Origin of the sequence: Sunxiuqinia elliptica, assembly GCF_900113005.1 — a bacterium.
Classification (GTDB): domain Bacteria; phylum Bacteroidota; class Bacteroidia; order Bacteroidales; family Prolixibacteraceae; genus Sunxiuqinia; species Sunxiuqinia elliptica.
The window spans coordinates 66,809-84,090 of sequence record NZ_FONW01000007.1; the positions used below are offsets into that span (position 1 = coordinate 66,809).

General features: G+C 40.8%; 11 protein-coding genes. 8 read left to right on the forward strand and 3 right to left on the reverse strand.

The window, feature by feature from the left end; translation table 11 throughout:
• Window positions 1-97: 97 nt before the first annotated feature.
• The 6 genes from BM156_RS13385 (at window position 98) to BM156_RS13410 (ending at window position 11,202) form a co-directional block, all read left to right on the forward strand.
• Window positions 98-3,382, forward strand: a complete 3,285-nt coding sequence (locus BM156_RS13385) for a SusC/RagA family TonB-linked outer membrane protein (protein ID WP_093920518.1) — start codon at window positions 98-100, stop codon at window positions 3,380-3,382.
• Between the two features lie 14 nt (window positions 3,383-3,396).
• Entirely contained in the window at window positions 3,397-4,983 is a 1,587-nt protein-coding gene (locus tag BM156_RS13390) for a SusD/RagB family nutrient-binding outer membrane lipoprotein (RefSeq protein WP_093920396.1), read from the forward strand.
• Window positions 4,984-5,030: 47 nt separating this feature from the next.
• Window positions 5,031-6,185, forward strand: coding sequence for a glycoside hydrolase family 18 (locus BM156_RS13395; protein WP_093920397.1), 1,155 nt, complete (start codon window positions 5,031-5,033; stop codon window positions 6,183-6,185).
• A gap of 49 nt (window positions 6,186-6,234) precedes the next feature.
• Window positions 6,235-7,380, forward strand: coding sequence for a DUF1735 and LamG domain-containing protein (locus tag BM156_RS13400; RefSeq protein WP_093920398.1), 1,146 nt, complete (start codon window positions 6,235-6,237; stop codon window positions 7,378-7,380).
• Window positions 7,381-7,848: 468 nt separating this feature from the next.
• Window positions 7,849-9,018, forward strand: coding sequence for a phosphoglycerate dehydrogenase (locus tag BM156_RS13405; protein WP_093920399.1), 1,170 nt, complete (start codon window positions 7,849-7,851; stop codon window positions 9,016-9,018).
• A gap of 156 nt (window positions 9,019-9,174) precedes the next feature.
• Window positions 9,175-11,202 carry a transketolase family protein gene (locus BM156_RS13410; protein WP_212733517.1) on the forward strand — a complete coding sequence of 676 codons (2,028 nt, stop codon included), beginning with the start codon at window positions 9,175-9,177 and terminating at the stop codon, window positions 11,200-11,202.
• Between the two features lie 99 nt (window positions 11,203-11,301).
• On the opposite strand, the gene BM156_RS13415 is transcribed toward BM156_RS13410, so the two are convergent.
• Both BM156_RS13415 and BM156_RS13420 read right to left on the reverse strand, forming a co-directional pair.
• On the reverse strand, window positions 11,302-12,063 hold the full coding sequence (locus BM156_RS13415) for an SGNH/GDSL hydrolase family protein (RefSeq protein WP_093920401.1): 762 nt from the start codon (window positions 12,061-12,063) through the stop codon (window positions 11,302-11,304).
• Complete coding sequence (locus BM156_RS13420) at window positions 12,060-12,605, reverse strand: AAA family ATPase (RefSeq protein ID WP_093920402.1); 546 nt, start codon at window positions 12,603-12,605, stop codon at window positions 12,060-12,062. The genes BM156_RS13415 and BM156_RS13420 overlap by 4 nt, the downstream gene beginning before the upstream one ends.
• Window positions 12,606-12,853: 248 nt before the next feature.
• Between BM156_RS13420 and BM156_RS13425 the strand changes: the two genes are divergently transcribed.
• Together BM156_RS13425 and BM156_RS13430 are read left to right on the forward strand one after the other, a co-directional pair.
• Complete coding sequence (locus BM156_RS13425; RefSeq protein ID WP_093920403.1) at window positions 12,854-14,332, forward strand: tagaturonate reductase; 1,479 nt, start codon at window positions 12,854-12,856, stop codon at window positions 14,330-14,332.
• 71 nt (window positions 14,333-14,403) lie between these two features.
• A complete protein-coding gene (locus tag BM156_RS13430) occupies window positions 14,404-15,894 on the forward strand; it encodes a UxaA family hydrolase (RefSeq protein ID WP_093920404.1) in 1,491 nt (496 codons plus the stop codon).
• Window positions 15,895-16,006: 112 nt separating this feature from the next.
• On the opposite strand, the gene BM156_RS13435 is transcribed toward BM156_RS13430, so the two are convergent.
• Complete coding sequence (locus BM156_RS13435; protein ID WP_093920405.1) at window positions 16,007-17,197, reverse strand: FprA family A-type flavoprotein; 1,191 nt, start codon at window positions 17,195-17,197, stop codon at window positions 16,007-16,009.
• Between the last annotated feature and the right edge of the window lie 85 nt (window positions 17,198-17,282).

The window sequence follows — 17,282 nt, forward strand, 5'->3', positions numbered from 1 at the left end:
GTCCCCAGAAATTTTCCAGTTAATTAATAGTACAACTAAAAAATCATTTAAAATTATGAAATTTAATCAGAAAAACTTCAAACAACCCCCTTTGGGTATGAAGAAGTTTCTAATTATTCTACTATGGGGAATTATAGGAACTGCATCCCCCGCATTCGCTCAAAAAATCTCTGTAAACTTTGACAACTTAACTACCAGACAGGCCGTTGAAGTCCTGCAAGCTAAACACAACTATTCATTCTCAATGAATACTAGTGGCTTAGACATGGATAAACGGATCACTTATCAAGCCAAAAACGTAGAATTAACAGAGGTCTTAGATAAAATTTTTGAAGAGCAAGGCTTTAAATGTACTGTAAATGGGCAAATCATTACGGTATTAAAAAACGATAAGCTCTCGCCTGCCCAAGAAAAAAAGAAACTAAAAGGGAAGGTAACAGACAAGTCAGGAGAGCCAATTGTCGGAGTTACTGTTGTAATCAAAGGTACAACCACGGGAATCATCACGAACTTCGATGGTTTTTTTGAATTAGAAGTAACGTCAGGACAAACCTTAAGCGTTTCGTTTATTGGCTATAAAAAACAAGAAATTCTAGTTCAGGATCAAGAATACATCGACATCACTCTTGAACCATCTGTAGTTGATATTGATGAGGTTGTTGTTACAGCTCTTGGCATCAAACGAGAAGAGAAAGCCTTAAGTTACAATGTCCAAAAAGTCAACAACAAAGAGTTGACAACGGTAAAAAATGCGAACTTCATGAATTCGCTGACAGGAAAAGTAGCCGGAGTACAAATCAACTCAAGCGCTGCTGGCCCTGGTTCTGCTGTAAAAGTCGTTATGCGGGGAACCAAGTCAATCGCACTTAGTAACAACGCCCTGTATGTTATTGACGGTGTTCCCATGAACAACTCTGTTTATGGAAAGGCTGATAGCGGAGCCTACTCTTCTCAACCAGGTACTGAAAGTGCGGCCGATATTAATCCAGATGATATCGAAAGCATGTCGGTTTTAACAGGCCCCTCTGCTGCTGCACTATACGGATATGAAGGAGCTAACGGCGTTGTGCTCATAACCACGAAAAAAGGGAAAGCAGGAAAAACAACTGCTTCTTACAGCAATAGCACAACCTTCTCATCTCCCATGATGATGCCAAAATTTCAAAACACTTATGGCAATCTACCAGGTGAAAACGGAAGTTGGGGAGGAGAAACAGCTTTTAGGTATGATCCTGCAAACTTTTTCAATACTGGGGTAAACCTGGTTAATACCGTTTCCATCTCAACTGGAAATGATAAAAGTCAAAGCTACTTTTCAGCTTCAGCGAACAATGCCTCCGGCATCCTCTCCAACAACGATTATGATCGTTATAATTTTACTTACCGGAATACAACGACATTTTTAGACGACAAGTTCTTACTAGACGCAAGTGTTAACTACATCGTTCAGGAAAGTAAAAATATGGTTTCGCAAGGACAGTATTTCAACCCACTTCCTGCGCTTTACCTATTCCCTAGAGGCGAAGACTTCAGAGACGTACAGCTTTACGAACGTTATGATGACAACAGGGAGGTTAATGTCCAGTATTGGCCTTATGGAGACCAAGGCTTATCGCTACAAAATCCATTCTGGATTATGAATCGTATGAACCGAGAACTAGATCGGCAAAGATACATGCTTTCAACTAGTTTGAAGTACAATATCACGAATTGGCTCAATGTTATCGGGCGTGTTAATATTGATAACTCAACTTCTAAAAGTACGGATAAGCGTTATGCCGGAACACTTGCTATTTTCGCTGGCCCCAAAGGACGCTATCAGTTATCTCAGCGCGATGAAAAACAAACCTATGCAGATGTAATTGCCAATATCGATCGGACTTCAGGTCTGTTTACATTTAATGTAAACTTAGGGGCTTCAATAAAAGATCGTCGTATGGATAGCCATCTAATAGAAGGTGACCTGGATAAACTAACCAACTGGTTTACGACTGAAAACATGGTCAGAACTGTTGGTGTTTTTAAACTAGATGATGATGGCCTTAAACGCCAAACTCAGTCGGTTTTTGCCAATGCTGAAATTGGTTACAATCGGTTCTTATTCCTGACACTTACAGGTCGTAATGACTGGGATTCGGCACTTGCATGGTCTGAATCAAAAGAGCGCTCTTTTTTCTACCCATCGGTTGGATTATCAAGTCTTGTTAGCGAGGTAGCCAAACTCCCAGACTGGTTTACCTACCTAAAAGGCCGTGTAGCGTTCACCTCAGTTGGAAATTCATATGATCCTTACCTCACACGTGGTTTTTACATCTACGATGAGCAAACCAACTCGTATGAGCAATCAAAAAACAAGCCTAACTTCAACCTAAAACCTGAAATTACCAACTCGTTTGAGGCAGGGCTTAACATGAAGTTTTTCGATGCCGCACTTTCATTAGATGCAACTTATTACAGATCGAATACCAGTAATCAAACTCACCTTGCCACATTAGCAGACGGAGAATACGAAAAGGTATATATCCAAGCTGGTAATGTTATAAACTCGGGACTAGAACTGGCTCTGGGTTATAACAAGCAATGGGGCAATTTTGAATGGGCATCAAATTACACGTTTACCTACAATAAGAACAAAGTAGAGCGCTTGGTTAGCGACTTTCTTATTGATGGAAAGCAAATTGAGATGGCAACCATCGATAAAGCGACACTCGGAAGCGTAGGTTCTCCTCTATTAAGATTAACCGAAGGTGGTACAATGGGTGATATCTATATGACCTCTGACTTTAAAAGAGACAACAATGGATACATTTACCTTGATCCTTCCACACAGCTTCCATCAATGATTAGTCTCGAATCTGAAGACTATAAAAAGCTAGGCTCTCTGCTTCCTAAATATAACATGGGATGGCGCAACTCTTTTTCATTCAAAGGAGTGAGATTAAACGTCCTAGTTAGCGGACGATTTGGCGGGTTAGCTGTATCCAATACACAAGCGATACTCGACCGCTATGGAGTTTCTGAATACAGCGCAAAACTTCGTTCTGAAGGAGGAGTGAATATCAACGGAACGAAGGTACCAGCACAAGACTTCTTAAACATCGTGAGCGAAGGTACCGGAAAGGCCGACTACTATGTCTATGACGCCACAAATATTAGATTGCAAGAGATTAGTATTGAATATACAATTCCTAAGAAAAAGTTGAATAACGTTGCGGACGTCACCTTGTCGCTCGTCGGAAATAATCTGGCAATGCTATACTGTAAAGCTCCTTTCGATCCAGAACTTGTACCATCAGCCTCAAACACGTTCTATACGGGAGTCGATTATTTCATGCAACCAAGTCTAAAAAACATGGGCTTTAGTGTCAAACTGCAATTCTAAAAAAGAACAAAACAATGAAATTATATCATTTAAAAAACAGTCTATCTGTAATTACGCTACTAGTTACAGTCCTGCTGTTATCATCGTGCACAGATAACTTTGAAGAACTGAACCTGCACCCTACTGATCCCACAGCAGAAGATATTACTGAATCAGAAAGTCTGGGTTCTCTTTTTCCAACGATGATTGCTGCCATGCACCCGGCACAGGAAAACCAAAGTCAGATGATTCACCAGATGATTGGGAATCAATATGGTGGTTACATGGTGCCTACGAATAGCTGGCAGGGAACAAACTTTGGAACATTTAATCCTGCAAAAGACTGGGTTGACTGGCCTTTTAATAAAATTATGGTTGGCTTTAACTCCAATTTCATAAAGGTTAAAGAAGTCACTCAAAGCAACGGATACATCTACTCTTGGGCAAATATTCTACGCGTAGCCACCATGCTCCGAGTTACCGACATGTACGGACCAATCCCTTATTCAAAAATTGGCGAAGGAGGAATTACAACTCCGTATGATAATGTCCAAGATGTATATCATAATATGATAGCAGACTTAGACAATAGTATCCGGTCATTAACCAATTACCTGGCCGGAACTCCACAGGCAAGTCCTTTAGCGGAATACGATGTAATCTACAATGGCGATTTTCACAAGTGGCTCAAATTTGCCAATTCTCTAAAATTGCGGATGGCAGTGCGCATTGCTCTAGTTGATACAGAATATGCCAAACAGGTCATGCAAGAAGCAATCAATGCGGGGGCAATAGACGCAAACGCCGATAATGCCTACATCCCCACACAAGACAATCCTTACTACAAAGCCTCTCACTCGTGGGGCGACCTGGCAGTAAATGCCGTGTTGTCATCGTATATGAATGGGTTCGAAGATCCTCGCAGGTCAGCTTATATGACGGAAGTTACTTATGGAAACACTCCTTTCCGAGGAGTTAGAATGGGAACTGAAAATATGAATAAAGGTTACTATTCCAACGCAATGATTTTTTCGAAACCTGCTTTCACTTCAAATTCACCTTTACTGGTTTTTTGTGCTGCAGAAACAGCTTTCCTCAAGTCTGAAGCAGCGTTGAGAGGCTGGATCCCAGGCGGAGAAGAAAAAGCCAAACAACACTACGAGGAAGGTATCAGACTGTCGATGGAACAACACCATGTGGAGCTAGGAACTTACCTAAGCTCAACCTCTCTTCCGGAGAATTATCGTGATCCGATAAATAGCAAGGAAGTTGCAGTTGACAAAGCAATTAATGTGTCTTGGGATGATGCAGGAACCAGTGAAAATACGAAACTTGAAAAAATCATTACACAAAAGTGGTTAGCGAACTACCCTCTTGGCTTTGAAGCTTGGTGCGATCATCGCCGTACAGGATATCCTCAAATGTTTCCAGCACTAGACAACTTAAGTTCTAGCAGTTTTATGGGAAGCGTAGTTAATACTCCATCTCGTATGGTTCGACGTTTGCCATTTCCTCAATCGCAATACCAAGGAAATAGTGACGCCGTTCAGGAGGCCATAAAAATGCTGGGAGGTGATGATGTTGCTTCAACTGATCTCTGGTGGGCAACAAAAAACAAATAACATTGACTAAGCAAACAATACGCTTATCATATAATACAAAACACACGATGGTAATAAAATATATCAAAGCGTCAGTATTGGTCGCTATTACAGCTTTCCTATTAGCAGGATGTAGTGAGTGGACCGAAATAGAATCTGAAAACAATACGGATTTAACATCAACAATAAAGACAGAAGAGTATTATGAAGCCCTTAGGGAATGGAAACAAACTCCAGGACTTCCCCAAGTATTCGTTTGGTTTGACAACTGGACCGGCAATTCACCAACAGGATCTAATAGCCTAAGAGGACTACCCGATTCTGTTACCATTGCTTCGAATTGGGGTGGACACCCAAAATTCGACTTAAGTCCTGAGCGTAAAGCAGACATGGAATACGTGCAGCAAGTAAAAGGTACAAAAGTCGTTGTAACACTGTTTTCAGCAAGAGTTGGCGAATACATTGACGATCCTGAAAATCCTGATCCTATTTATGATATCGGTAATAGCTCAGAAGAAGCCGTTGTTAGGCCTGCCATACGTAAATATGCAGAAGCTATTTATGATGCCGTGGTAGAGAGTGGCTATGATGGCTTCGACTGGGATTACGAACCCTATTATGCAGGTCAGGCAACTGCTTACCTTTGGAGAAACGATGTACAAAGCCGCATCTTCGTAGAGGAACTGGGATACTATTTTGGTGCTGGCTCTCAACGAACTGACCGTGATGGACGAAAAGAAGCTATTCCCGGACTACTATTTCTTGTAGATGGAGAAATAGGTGTTGGAAAAGGTATGGGTGAAGACTGGGAGTCACAATACATCGACTATTACGTTCTACAAGCCTACGGTTCTACTACCGATGCAAATCGCACGTACCGGGTTAAAGGAGTTCTTAATGATATGAAAAAGCATATCGATGCCGGAACCATTACTGAAAAAGAAGTTGTTCGTAAAACGATTCTGACTGAAAACTTTGAGTCATATGCCAATTCGGGAGGCGGTTTTCTAGGAATGTCTGAGTTTATTTATGAACCAGAAGGACTAAACCAACAAATTGGAGGATGTGGACTGTATCGATCAGGATTTGACTATGCGCCAAAAGGGAAAGGAGATTACGACGGATCGCCAGAGTATTATTACTTACGCAATGGGATCACCAATCTTTTTAGAATATATAATGAAAGGCTAAACTCGTCTGATTCTGAAGGACAGGAAGAATAGTAACCTTCAGACTATCATATTTTGATGAAAAACTTTAAATAAAAGACAAATGAAAAAAATATATTCGTTCAGTTTAATCATCGCATTGATAGGCGCACTCTTTGCGGGATGTGATGATGCAGAGTACGGAATAATAGACAACAGCATATATTTGAATGATGCTACAGGTTCTGCCAAAGCTGTAACATTAACAATGGAAGATGAAGTTATCATTAATGTCAACGTACGGCTAGCTAAAAAGGTCAACCAAGATGTTGAAGTGGCCATAAAGCTTAACTCAGAGTTGCTAACAAGCTACAATGAAGCTAACAATACGGAGTATTTTCCTGTTCCCGATTTTAACCTGCCAGAAAATGCCAGTGTGATTATTCCGGCCGGCGAAATAAACGCAGTTTATACATTCAGCGTAAAGGATTTTGAAACTAACGGGAAACAATATGCTCTTGGAGTTGAACTTGGGAACGTACTAGCAGGAGAGATTAGCAAATCTTCATCACAATCCAAATTTATCTACCTGCTGTCTAAGCCATTGAATGTCTCAATCCCGGTTTTATCAGGAATTGGAGGGAAAAAGATCAATGCTTCTCCTGAAGCAGACTGGGGAATCACGACCAATCAGTGGAGCCTTGAATTCTGGTCTAAAATGTCAGCATACAGTAAAAATAACCAAGCTGTATTCAATACAGGAAGTAAAGACCACGAAATTTACATTCGATTTGGCGATGCTAACAGGCCCTATAACTACTTACAAATAAAGACCCTTGGTGGACAGATCGAAACAGCAAGTGATTTAGTGCCAAATGAGTGGTATCACTGGGCCTTTGTTTATGATGGAGTTAGCCTTACTATATACAGAAATGGTAAGCAAAACGTAAAATTTGATCCCCCAGCTCCACAAGGAGGAAGCGTTCGCTTTGACTACTTACAAATGATTTCAAGCGGAGGCTGGTTTGTAGATCAATGTGGCATGAGTCAAGTTCGTCTGTGGAAAACAGCCATATCACAATCTCAAATTGAGAACAATATGTACTATGCCATAAATCCTGAAAACAAGGATTTGATTGGCTACTGGCCAATGGATGAAGGAGAAGGAAATACATTCAGTGATATTTCAGGAAACGGACATGAAGCCGTTGCAGATGAAGGTATATTACTTCGTTGGGAACACGGTATCCGTTTTGATCAACAGCAATAAGGTTTAGGACACACGCCTAAAATAGACGCATACACGAAAGCCGCCTCAAAATAATTTGGGGCGGCTTTTTATCTATTATACCAGGAGAATACTTTCACTTATTATCTCGTGTTTTGTTCAATCTCCCAAATTCACCTATTAACCAGTGCTATAAATGCAACAACAGAAAATAAGATAAGCAGACACTCCCTGACATAAAAAACCGCACAGAAACACAAGCTCCTTAAAAAGAACATAAGACCAAATTAACAAAAAGAGAGGAATAACTAATCAACACTCATGCGATTACAGAAGCACATGATCAGGTCATTAAGCGACCTTTTGCAGGCTTAATGTCAAATCAACTTGAAATTTGTAAATAATTAAGCCTGAAAAATATCAATTTTTAAATAAAATTCTGATCTTTGTCAGGCTTTTGAACTTCTCATTATTCGACTTAAAATCAAAATTACAGAAAAATAAGTGCTTATGTTTAAGATTCAAACCTTAAATAAAATTGACCCTATTGGTCTAAAAGGCTTCCCATTAGATCAATACGAGATCGCCAGCGAGTTTTCAAATCCAGACGGAGTTATTGTCCGTAGTATGAAAATGCATGATATGGAATTTGGCTCGGGCTTGAAAGCCATTGCTCGCGCTGGCGCAGGTGTTAATAATATTCCTATTGAAAAATGCACAAACCAGGGAATTGTTGTATTCAATACACCAGGAGCCAATGCGCATGCCGTTAAAGAATTGACGATCGCAGGTTTGCTATTGGCTTCGCGCGATATTGCCGCCTCAATTGAATGGGGAAAAACATTGATTGGCAAAGGAGACGAAGTTCCTGCATTGATTGAAGCCGGTAAAAAGAATTTTGCAGGCCAGGAAATTCGTGGAAAAACACTTGCCGTTATCGGGCTTGGTGCAATTGGTGTTTTAGTTGCCAATGCAGCTCAAGCACTTGGGATGAATGTATTGGGTTATGACCCGTTTATCTCGGTGAAGCACGCATGGAAATTGAGCCGTAATGTAAAACATGCTGAAGGAATGGAGTCGTTATTGGCCAATGCGGATTATGTTACTCTTCAAGTTCCTTTAAATAACGACACCAAGGGCTTCATCAACAAAGATAAGTTCAAAATGATGAAAGATGGTGTTCGCCTACTCAACTTTGCCCGTGGCGGATTGGTAAACAATACTGATTTGGAAGATGCCATTGCATCCGGTAAAGTTGCTCGTTATGTAACTGACTTCCCCGACGAAGAAACCCTGAAAATGGATAAGGTTATTTCCATTCCACACTTGGGAGCATCAACAGCCGAATCAGAAACTAACTGCGCAATTATGGCTGTCGACCAAATTCGCGAGTTCATGGAAAATGGGAACATTGTTAATTCGGTTAACTTCCCAGCTGCAGAAATGGAGCGTAACGGAGGTGCACGTATTGTTATTGCCAACAAAAACGTCCCGAATATGGTTAGCCAAATTTCAACCTTATTGGCATCGGAAGGTTATAACATTGCCAATATGTTGAACCGAAACAAAGCAGAAATTGCCTACAATATTATCGATGTTGATCGGAAACATGCAGATCCTATACTTGCTGATAAAATCGCAGCAATCAATGGAGTTATCATGGTTCGCATCATTGAATAACCATCTTTTAGAGTCCAAAAGATACCGGCTGGATAAAGCAAAATGCTTTTCTTCTAGCCGGTATCTTTATTTTTATTCTTTCCTCTCCACAAATAATCTTATTTTTGCAATCATTTGAAAAACATGAAAAAATAAATTCTGGCAAAAAATAAAATCATGAGTAACAAACTGATTGAAAAAGCTGCAGATAATGTTCGTATTCTTTCAGCAGCAATGGTTGAAAAAGCAAAATCTGGTCATCCTGGTGGAGCCATGGGTGGAGCCGATTTTGTGAGCGTATTATATGCAGAGTTTCTTAACTACGATCCATCTGATATGAGCTGGCCCAACCGGGACCGCTTCTTCTTAGATCCAGGCCACATGTCTCCAATGTTGTATTCGATTTTGTCCTTGGCCGGAAAATACAGCATGGATGATCTAAAAAACTTCCGTCAGTGGGAAAGCATTACCCCCGGACACCCGGAAGTCGATGTCGAGCGAGGTGTTGAAAATACATCAGGCCCACTAGGACAAGGTCATGTGATGGCTGTTGGAGCTGCCATTGCTGAACGCTTCCTGGTAGAACGCTTTGGCAATTGGATGGAGCATAAAACATACACCTTCATTTCAGACGGTGGTATTCAGGAAGAAATTTCACAAGGTGCCGGACGTATTGCCGGATTCTTGGGCTTGAGCAACCTGATCATGTTTTACGATTCAAATGATATTCAGCTATCAACAGATACCGATGCTGTTACTCATGAAGATACGGCTAAAAAATATGAAGCCTGGGGATGGAATGTTATTACCATCAAAGGAAATGATGTTGAAGAAATTCGTTCAGCACTGAAAGCAGCCAACGCAGAAACAGAGCGACCAACCCTAATTATTGGTAAAACAGTGATGGGTAAAGGTGCTTTAACTGAAGAAGGCGCTAACTTTGAAGGACAATGTTCAACTCACGGACAACCCTTAGGAGCTGCCGGAGCATCTTTGGCAAAAACCATTGCTAACTTGGGTGGTGATCCTGAAAATGCCTTTGCTATTTTCGATGAAGTAAAAGCACTTTTCGAAGCAAGAGCAAAAGAATTGACTGAAGCTGCTGCAGCTAAAAAGGCGCAACAAGCTGAATGGGCAAAAGCCAATCCTGAACTAGCTGAAAAATTAGCCAAGTTCTTCTCGAAAGAAGTTCCCGAATTTGATTTCGACGCAATCGAACAAAAAGCTGGCGTAGCAACACGTGCTGCATCATCAACCGTTTTAGGAGCATTTGCTGAAAAGGTTGAAAACATGATTGTCGCTTCAGCTGACTTGTCAAACTCAGATAAAACAGATGGCTTCCTGAAAAAAACAACAGCCTTCAAAAAAGGTGATTTCTCAGGCGCATTCCTTCAAGCTGGAGTTTCAGAGCTTACTATGGCTTGTTTGATGAACGGTATGGCTTTGCACGGTGGTATTATTGCGGCTTGTGGAACCTTCTTCGTTTTTAGCGATTACATGAAACCAGCTATTCGCTTGTCAGCTTTGATGGAGCTACCTGTAAAATACATCTGGACACACGATGCATTCCGCGTTGGAGAAGACGGTCCTACTCACCAACCGGTTGAGCAGGAAGCACAAATTCGCCTGATGGAAAAACTGAAAAACCACAAAGGTGAAAATTCAACCTTGGTTCTTCGTCCTGCAGATGCTGAAGAAACAACTGTAGCTTGGAAACTTGCTTTGGAAAACATCAAAACTCCAACAGGTCTGATTTTGTCAAGACAAAATATTCCAAACTTACCATCAACAGGTGATCGTTATACCGATGCATTAAAATCGGAAAAAGGAGCATATGTTGTTGCTGATACAGAAGGAACACCTGATGTTATTTTGCTAGCCAGCGGATCAGAAGTAAACACACTTTTTGCTGGTGCCGAATTATTGGCAAAAGATGGTGTAAAATGTCGAATTGTTTCAGTTCCTTCTGAGGGACTTTTCCGCACACAATCCGCAGAATATCAAGCAAGCGTTTTACCTGCCGGAGTTAAGAAATTTGGCTTAACTGCAGGCTTGCCTGTTACTTTGGAAAGCTTGGTTGGTAATGACGGAACAGTATTTGGACTTGACTCATTTGGGTTCTCAGCTCCTTATACAGTGCTCGACGAAAAACTGGGCTTCACAGGTGAAAATGTATACAACCAAGTGAAAAAGCTTTTAGCTTAAGACCATTATTAAATCAAAATAAAAGCGAGCTTGGAGAAATTCAAGCTCGCTTTCCTTTTATTATTACGTAGACTTTTTCAGTTACGATCTATTCCTTAATTAACCGACTACTTCAAGCCAGGCACTAGCCATCAACTGGGCTCCAGCCATGGATGGATGTACCCCATCTCCACTCCAATAAGTGGCAGGCGCATGTTTAATCGCTTCATCAAAAATCGATTGGTAAGGCACAAAAAGGGTGTCAAACTCTTTTGCCAACTTTCGGGCAACCTGCCGGTAAGGTTCAAATTCTTCCTGCCAACCTTCACCAATCGCAGATCCACCGGTCAATGAAAAAGGCTCACAAATCACCAATTGGGTATTCGGCAAAGCTTGTTTTGTGCGTTTCAACAAGGCCCGGAAATCATTCTCGTAAACCTCAACCGTTCCGTCATAATTACCACTTCTTTTGTGCCAGTAATCGTTAACTCCAATTAAAATGCTCAAGATATCTGGCTTTAAATCCAGGCAATCTTTCTGCCAACGATCCCGCAGTTGATACACTTTATTGCCGCTAATTCCCCGGTTATAAACTGTCAGCTTTTTATCAGCCAATTCATTTAACAAAGCGGCACCTGCCATCAAAGCATACCCGTTTCCAAAAGAACTCGCATCGTTCGGAAGCTGGCGCTTCTTGTCGCGTCCGGCATCGGTAATTGAGTCTCCCTGAAAAAGGACAGTTCCTCCCTGTGGTAAGTTTTTAAATTGAGCTTTCTTTGATTTCTTCTCTGGTAAGCTAGCTGATAAAATCATTGGAATACTAGCAATTCCTGCGGCCTGAACAGCTGACCGCTTAAAAAATTTTCTTCGCGATAAACTCATGATCTCAGTTTAGTGATATAGTTAATTATAAAATTTACTCGTTGTTCAACATCTATTTTGGGTAGATGAACCAATTGATATCCCAAGTCCAAATAGGTTTTGCAAATCCATTCATGAATTTCACAAGCCTGCTCAAAGGTCTCGGAACGCACTTGGTTTTGAAGGTAAATCTCCTTCCAAGGTGAAGTTATAAATACATATGGGAAATAACTATAGCTTCTTGAATTTTTAATTAAGCAGGACAGTTTTGCCTTACCTTGATACCGGGCAAAAGCCAACTGATCAGGAATTCCCCGGTCAGCAAAAGCAAGCTCTTCATCAACAACTGAGCTCCAAAACGCAAGCCGCTTCTGAAAAATTAGCTCGCGAAAAGCCTTTCCGTTCTTCCAGGGTAAGCAATCACCTCCATGCTCAAGCTGGTCTTGAATGATTTCTTGAGCATACTCATCCCCTACCCGATAGTTTAATTCTTTCAACCGATGTATGAGACTCGTCTTTCCAAAGCCAGGTCCTCCGGTTATAACCACAATCGATTTTTGCATTTTAGTCAGATCAAGTTCTAAATATAAGTCATCCTCTCTTCCTTATGAAAACTCAGCTTGAATCTTTTTATCTGATCCCTTTAATAATGGATTATTAAACACTCAAAAAATGCTAATAATTAGTACAAATTCAAAAAAAGTGATACTTTCGCCAATCAAATCGTGTTCGCACACGATTTTTTTAAACATAATTTCCGTGTGCGATAACGGAACGAAATAGAAAGAATAGACAAAACACCTATAACAAAATGGAATTAAATAACTTAACTCACAACAATCGCAAACAATACCCTTCACGAATTTTACAATTTGGTGAAGGTAACTTTTTAAGGGCTTTTGCAGATTGGATGGTTCATAAAATGAATCAACAAACAGACTTTAATTCAGGGATTGATGTTGTGCAGCCTTTACCTTCAGGAATGGTCAATATGCTTAATGATCAGGATGGTTTGTATCATGTTTGTTTAAAAGGAATTAAGCAAGGAGAACCAGTTCAGGAATATGAGCTAATCGAATGCATTAATCAAGGAATTAATCCTTACACCAATTTTGAACAGTACCAAAAAGCAATTCTTAATCCAGAGCTCCGCTTTGTTATTTCAAACACCACCGAGGCCGGTATTGCTTTCGACGCCAATGACAGCCTTGATATGCAACCTCAAAATTCCTTCCCAGGAAAAATTGCGACCTTGCTTTATCAACGGTTTAAAGCTTTTAAAGGGGCTTCTGAAAAAGGGCTCATCTTTTTTACCTGCGAGCTAATTGACCGGAATGGTGACATGCTTAAAAAATATGTACTTCAGCATGCAACCAATTGGCAACTGGGAGAAACATTTATTTCATGGGTCAACCTACATTGTGCTTTCTGCAATACTCTGGTGGACCGAATTGTTCCTGGATTTCCCAAAGATATCATTCATGAAATTCATGCGGAGCTTGGCTACGAAGACCAATTGGTGGTGGTTGGTGAATACTTCCACACCTGGGTGATTGAAGCACCAAGCTGGGTACAGAAGGAATTTCCAGCAATTGATGCTGGCTTGCAAGTTAAGTTTGTTCAGGATATGACCCGCTACCGCGAAGAGAAAGTCCGGGTACTCAACGGTGCACATACCGGAAGCTTTGCCGTATCTTTATTATATGGTCTCGAAACAGTGCGTGAAAGCATTGAAAACCTCGAAGTAGGTCGTTTCATGAAAGAGATGATTTATGATGAAGTTTTAAAAGGACTTAACGGAAACGAAGCAGAGCTGCAAGCTTTCGCTGCTAAAATTCTGGAACGTTTCTACAATCCTTACATCAAGCACCAATGGACAAGCATTGCCCTGAATGCCCTTAGCAAATGGGAAACTCGTTGTTTGCCTTCACTAATCGACTACAAAGCCAATACCGGAGCCTTACCACAAAAGATTGTTTTCTCATTGGCTGCACTCATTTCTTACTACAAAGGTGAAGTTGAAGGACAATCATACAGCTTAACAGATGATCAAGTGCACCTTGATTTCTTCAATCAATTGTGGGGCGAAACCAATAATAGCCCCGAAGAAGTCTTTGAACTAACTCAAAAGGCACTTGCTTACAAACAACTCTGGAAGATGGACCTGAATGAAGTCGAAGGGCTGGCTCAAGCCGTATCTTCCTACATCTACTTAATCGAACAAGTTGGGATGAAAAAGGCGATCAAAGCCGTATTGGGCAAAAAGCAACCTTTCAAGAAAGCAGCTTAACCCCAGTTGTAGAACAAATTAAGATCGATGGTCTATAAGCTTTTGAGTCTTAATTATAAAACTTTAAACGGATGAAAGATTTTTTGAAGATCCATTCTGATGACAACGTATTAATTGCCTTGAAAGACTTACCGCAAGGCTACCTAGTCAAACAGGAAGATGGCACTAGCCTGGAGCTTTCGGAACCGATTCCCTATGCACACAAATTTGCAGCTACTGATATAGCAGAAGGGACCGATGTGGTGAAGTACGGAGCCCCAATTGGCTATGCAACAAGCACCATCATACCAGGACAACATGTTCACACACACAACACCAAGACCAAGTTATCCGGTACCATCAATTACCAGTTCAACCAACTTTTGTCTGATCCTCAACTCAAAAATGAGAACCGGACCTTCATGGGTTACCAACGAGCCAATGGAGAAGTTGGTATCCGTAATGAACTTTGGATTGTACCAACGGTTGGTTGTGTCAACGGACAAGCTGACCAGATTATCAATCAGTTCAAAGCCAAGCATCCCGCCAACGACATCGACCATGTTCAGGTCTTTCGTCACAGCTATGGCTGTTCTCAGCTAGGCGACGATCATCAAAATACGCAAAAGGCACTGGCCAACCTGATTAAACACCCCAATGCTGGAGGTGTTCTCGTGCTTGGCTTAGGTTGTGAGAACAACCAAATCAGCGAGTTAAAGAAATTCATTGGCGATTACGACGAAAGTCGTATCCGTTTTCTAACAGCTCAAGAAGTCGAAGATGAGGTTGAAGAAGGCTTAAAGCTTTTTGAATCCATCTATGAAACCATGCGACACGACAAACGCGAAAGCTGCCCGGTATCAGCCCTTAAAATTGGGCTCAAATGTGGTGGATCAGACGGATTATCTGGTATTACAGCCAATCCTTTAGTTGGAGCCCTTTCGGATTACCTGATTGCACAAGGTGGCAGTACCATATTAACTGAGGTTCCGGAGATGTTTGGAGCCGAACACCTTCTCATGGAACGTGCTGAGAACAAGTTCATATTCGATAAAACCGTCAAACTCATCAACGATTTCAAAGAATATTACCTCAAGCATAATTTACCGGTTTATGAAAATCCATCGCCCGGAAATAAAAAAGGAGGTATTACAACTCTTGAGGACAAGTCGCTTGGTTGCACTCAAAAAGGAGGCACGGCAACCGTTGTTGATGTGTTAAATTATGCCGAGCCAATTCAAAAAAATGGGCTCAATTTATTGGCTTCACCAGGTAATGATCTGGTCGCGGCATCAGCATTGGGATTCAGTGGATGTCAGTTGGTTCTCTTCACAACCGGACGCGGAACCCCCTTTGGCAGCTTTGTTCCAACCATGAAAATTGCCACCAATACGGCACTTTTCGAGAAAAAGAAAAACTGGATTGATTTTAATGCTGGAAAATTATTAGAAAATTACAGCATGCAACAACTTACTAGCGAGCTATTTAATGAAATTATTATAATAGCTGAAGGCAAAAAATTAAAACATGAACTAACTGGGTTCAAAGAAATTGCTATCTTTAAGACCGGAATAACCTTATAATATTAAGATATCCCCTTGAGGAGGGGTAGTTAGTAGTAATTGAGTAGTAGTAAAAAAAAACCCTTCGGCATGCCGAAGGGTTTTTGTATTATAGGTTAATTCGATTTCGAAATTAAGCTTGCAGTAATTTATCGGCCATTGCATTTGCCAAGTCGATACACTGCTCGAACTTATCTTTTTTGAGAGCTCCTTTTTCTTCAATAGGATCGTGCACCAAGTCCCATTTGATGTTTTCAGCAAACTTCATCAAGTTTTTCACACCACCACCGTTCCAAGCATAGTTTCCAAACACACCCAAATAGTGATCTTTGATTCCCATATGTTCAATGGTTGTAATCAGCGTCTGTACATTTGGGAACATCGCATTGTTGTAGGCACAGCTTCCAACGATAAATCCTTTGTATTTAAAGATGTCGTTAATGATGTACGAAGAGTGAGTCTTAGAAGCATCATAAACGCGAATATCCTTAATGCCACGCTCACTCAGTTGGCGAGCAATCACTTCGGCCATCTTTTGTGTATTTCCATACATTGATCCGTAAACGACAATTACACCAGGATCGGTATCATAGGTACTCCATTTGTTGTAACGGCTCAATACCCAATCCAAGTCGGTCCGCCAGATAGGGCCGTGCGTTGCCGCAATCATTTTAATGTCCAAAGGAGCTAATTTCTTAATTGCCCGCTGGGTGTGAGGACAATACTTTCCGACGATATTGGTGAAGTAGCGCATAATCTCCACTTCGTAGAAATCCAAATTGATTTCATCGTCAAAAACACCTCCATCCAAGGTTCCGTAGCTACCAAAGGCATCTCCTGAGAACAAAATTTTGTTTGTTTCATCATAAGTCACCATGGTTTCCGGCCAGTGTACCATCGGAATCATTTGAAATTGTAATTTCACTTCACCCAATTCCAAGGTAGCTCCATCATGTACTTCCAGTGTATTTTCAGGCTTAAAATAAAAGCTTTCAACAAAGCCAAAAGTCTTTTTGTTACCGACCAAAGTAACTTCCGGATATTTCGTTTTGATCGCCTTAATTGCGCCTGAGTGGTCTGGCTCCATATGGTTAATTATCAAATAATCAACCGGTCTGTCACCGATGATTGCTTCAATCTGATCCAGATAATCATCAATAAACTGACGTTCAACGGTATCAACCAAAGCGATTTTTTCGTCAACAATTAAGTAAGAGTTGTAAGAAACACCGTGAGGAATCGGCCAGATATTTTCGAACAAGTGAGTTCGCCGATCATTATACCCCAAATAGTAGGTATTTTCAGCAAGTTTAACCTGATGCATAATTTTCGATTTTTTATTACTTTTTCCGGTCACGAAAATAACTAATTTAGATTAGATCTAAGCTTTAGCTTGGTTAAATGATAAA

Coding starts and splice junctions, on each gene's coding strand:
- BM156_RS13410 (WP_212733517.1), top strand. CDS start 9,175: ATGAGTAACAAACTGATTGAAAAAGCTGCAGATAATGTTCGTATTCTT.
- BM156_RS13435 (WP_093920405.1), bottom strand. CDS start 17,197: ATGCATCAGGTTAAACTTGCTGAAAATACCTACTATTTGGGGTATAAT.
- BM156_RS13415 (WP_093920401.1), bottom strand. CDS start 12,063: ATGAGTTTATCGCGAAGAAAATTTTTTAAGCGGTCAGCTGTTCAGGCC.
- BM156_RS13405 (WP_093920399.1), top strand. CDS start 7,849: ATGTTTAAGATTCAAACCTTAAATAAAATTGACCCTATTGGTCTAAAA.
- BM156_RS13390 (WP_093920396.1), top strand. CDS start 3,397: ATGAAATTATATCATTTAAAAAACAGTCTATCTGTAATTACGCTACTA.
- BM156_RS13420 (WP_093920402.1), bottom strand. CDS start 12,605: ATGCAAAAATCGATTGTGGTTATAACCGGAGGACCTGGCTTTGGAAAG.
- BM156_RS13425 (WP_093920403.1), top strand. CDS start 12,854: ATGGAATTAAATAACTTAACTCACAACAATCGCAAACAATACCCTTCA.
- BM156_RS13385 (WP_093920518.1), top strand. CDS start 98: ATGAAGAAGTTTCTAATTATTCTACTATGGGGAATTATAGGAACTGCA.
- BM156_RS13400 (WP_093920398.1), top strand. CDS start 6,235: ATGAAAAAAATATATTCGTTCAGTTTAATCATCGCATTGATAGGCGCA.
- BM156_RS13430 (WP_093920404.1), top strand. CDS start 14,404: ATGAAAGATTTTTTGAAGATCCATTCTGATGACAACGTATTAATTGCC.
- BM156_RS13395 (WP_093920397.1), top strand. CDS start 5,031: ATGGTAATAAAATATATCAAAGCGTCAGTATTGGTCGCTATTACAGCT.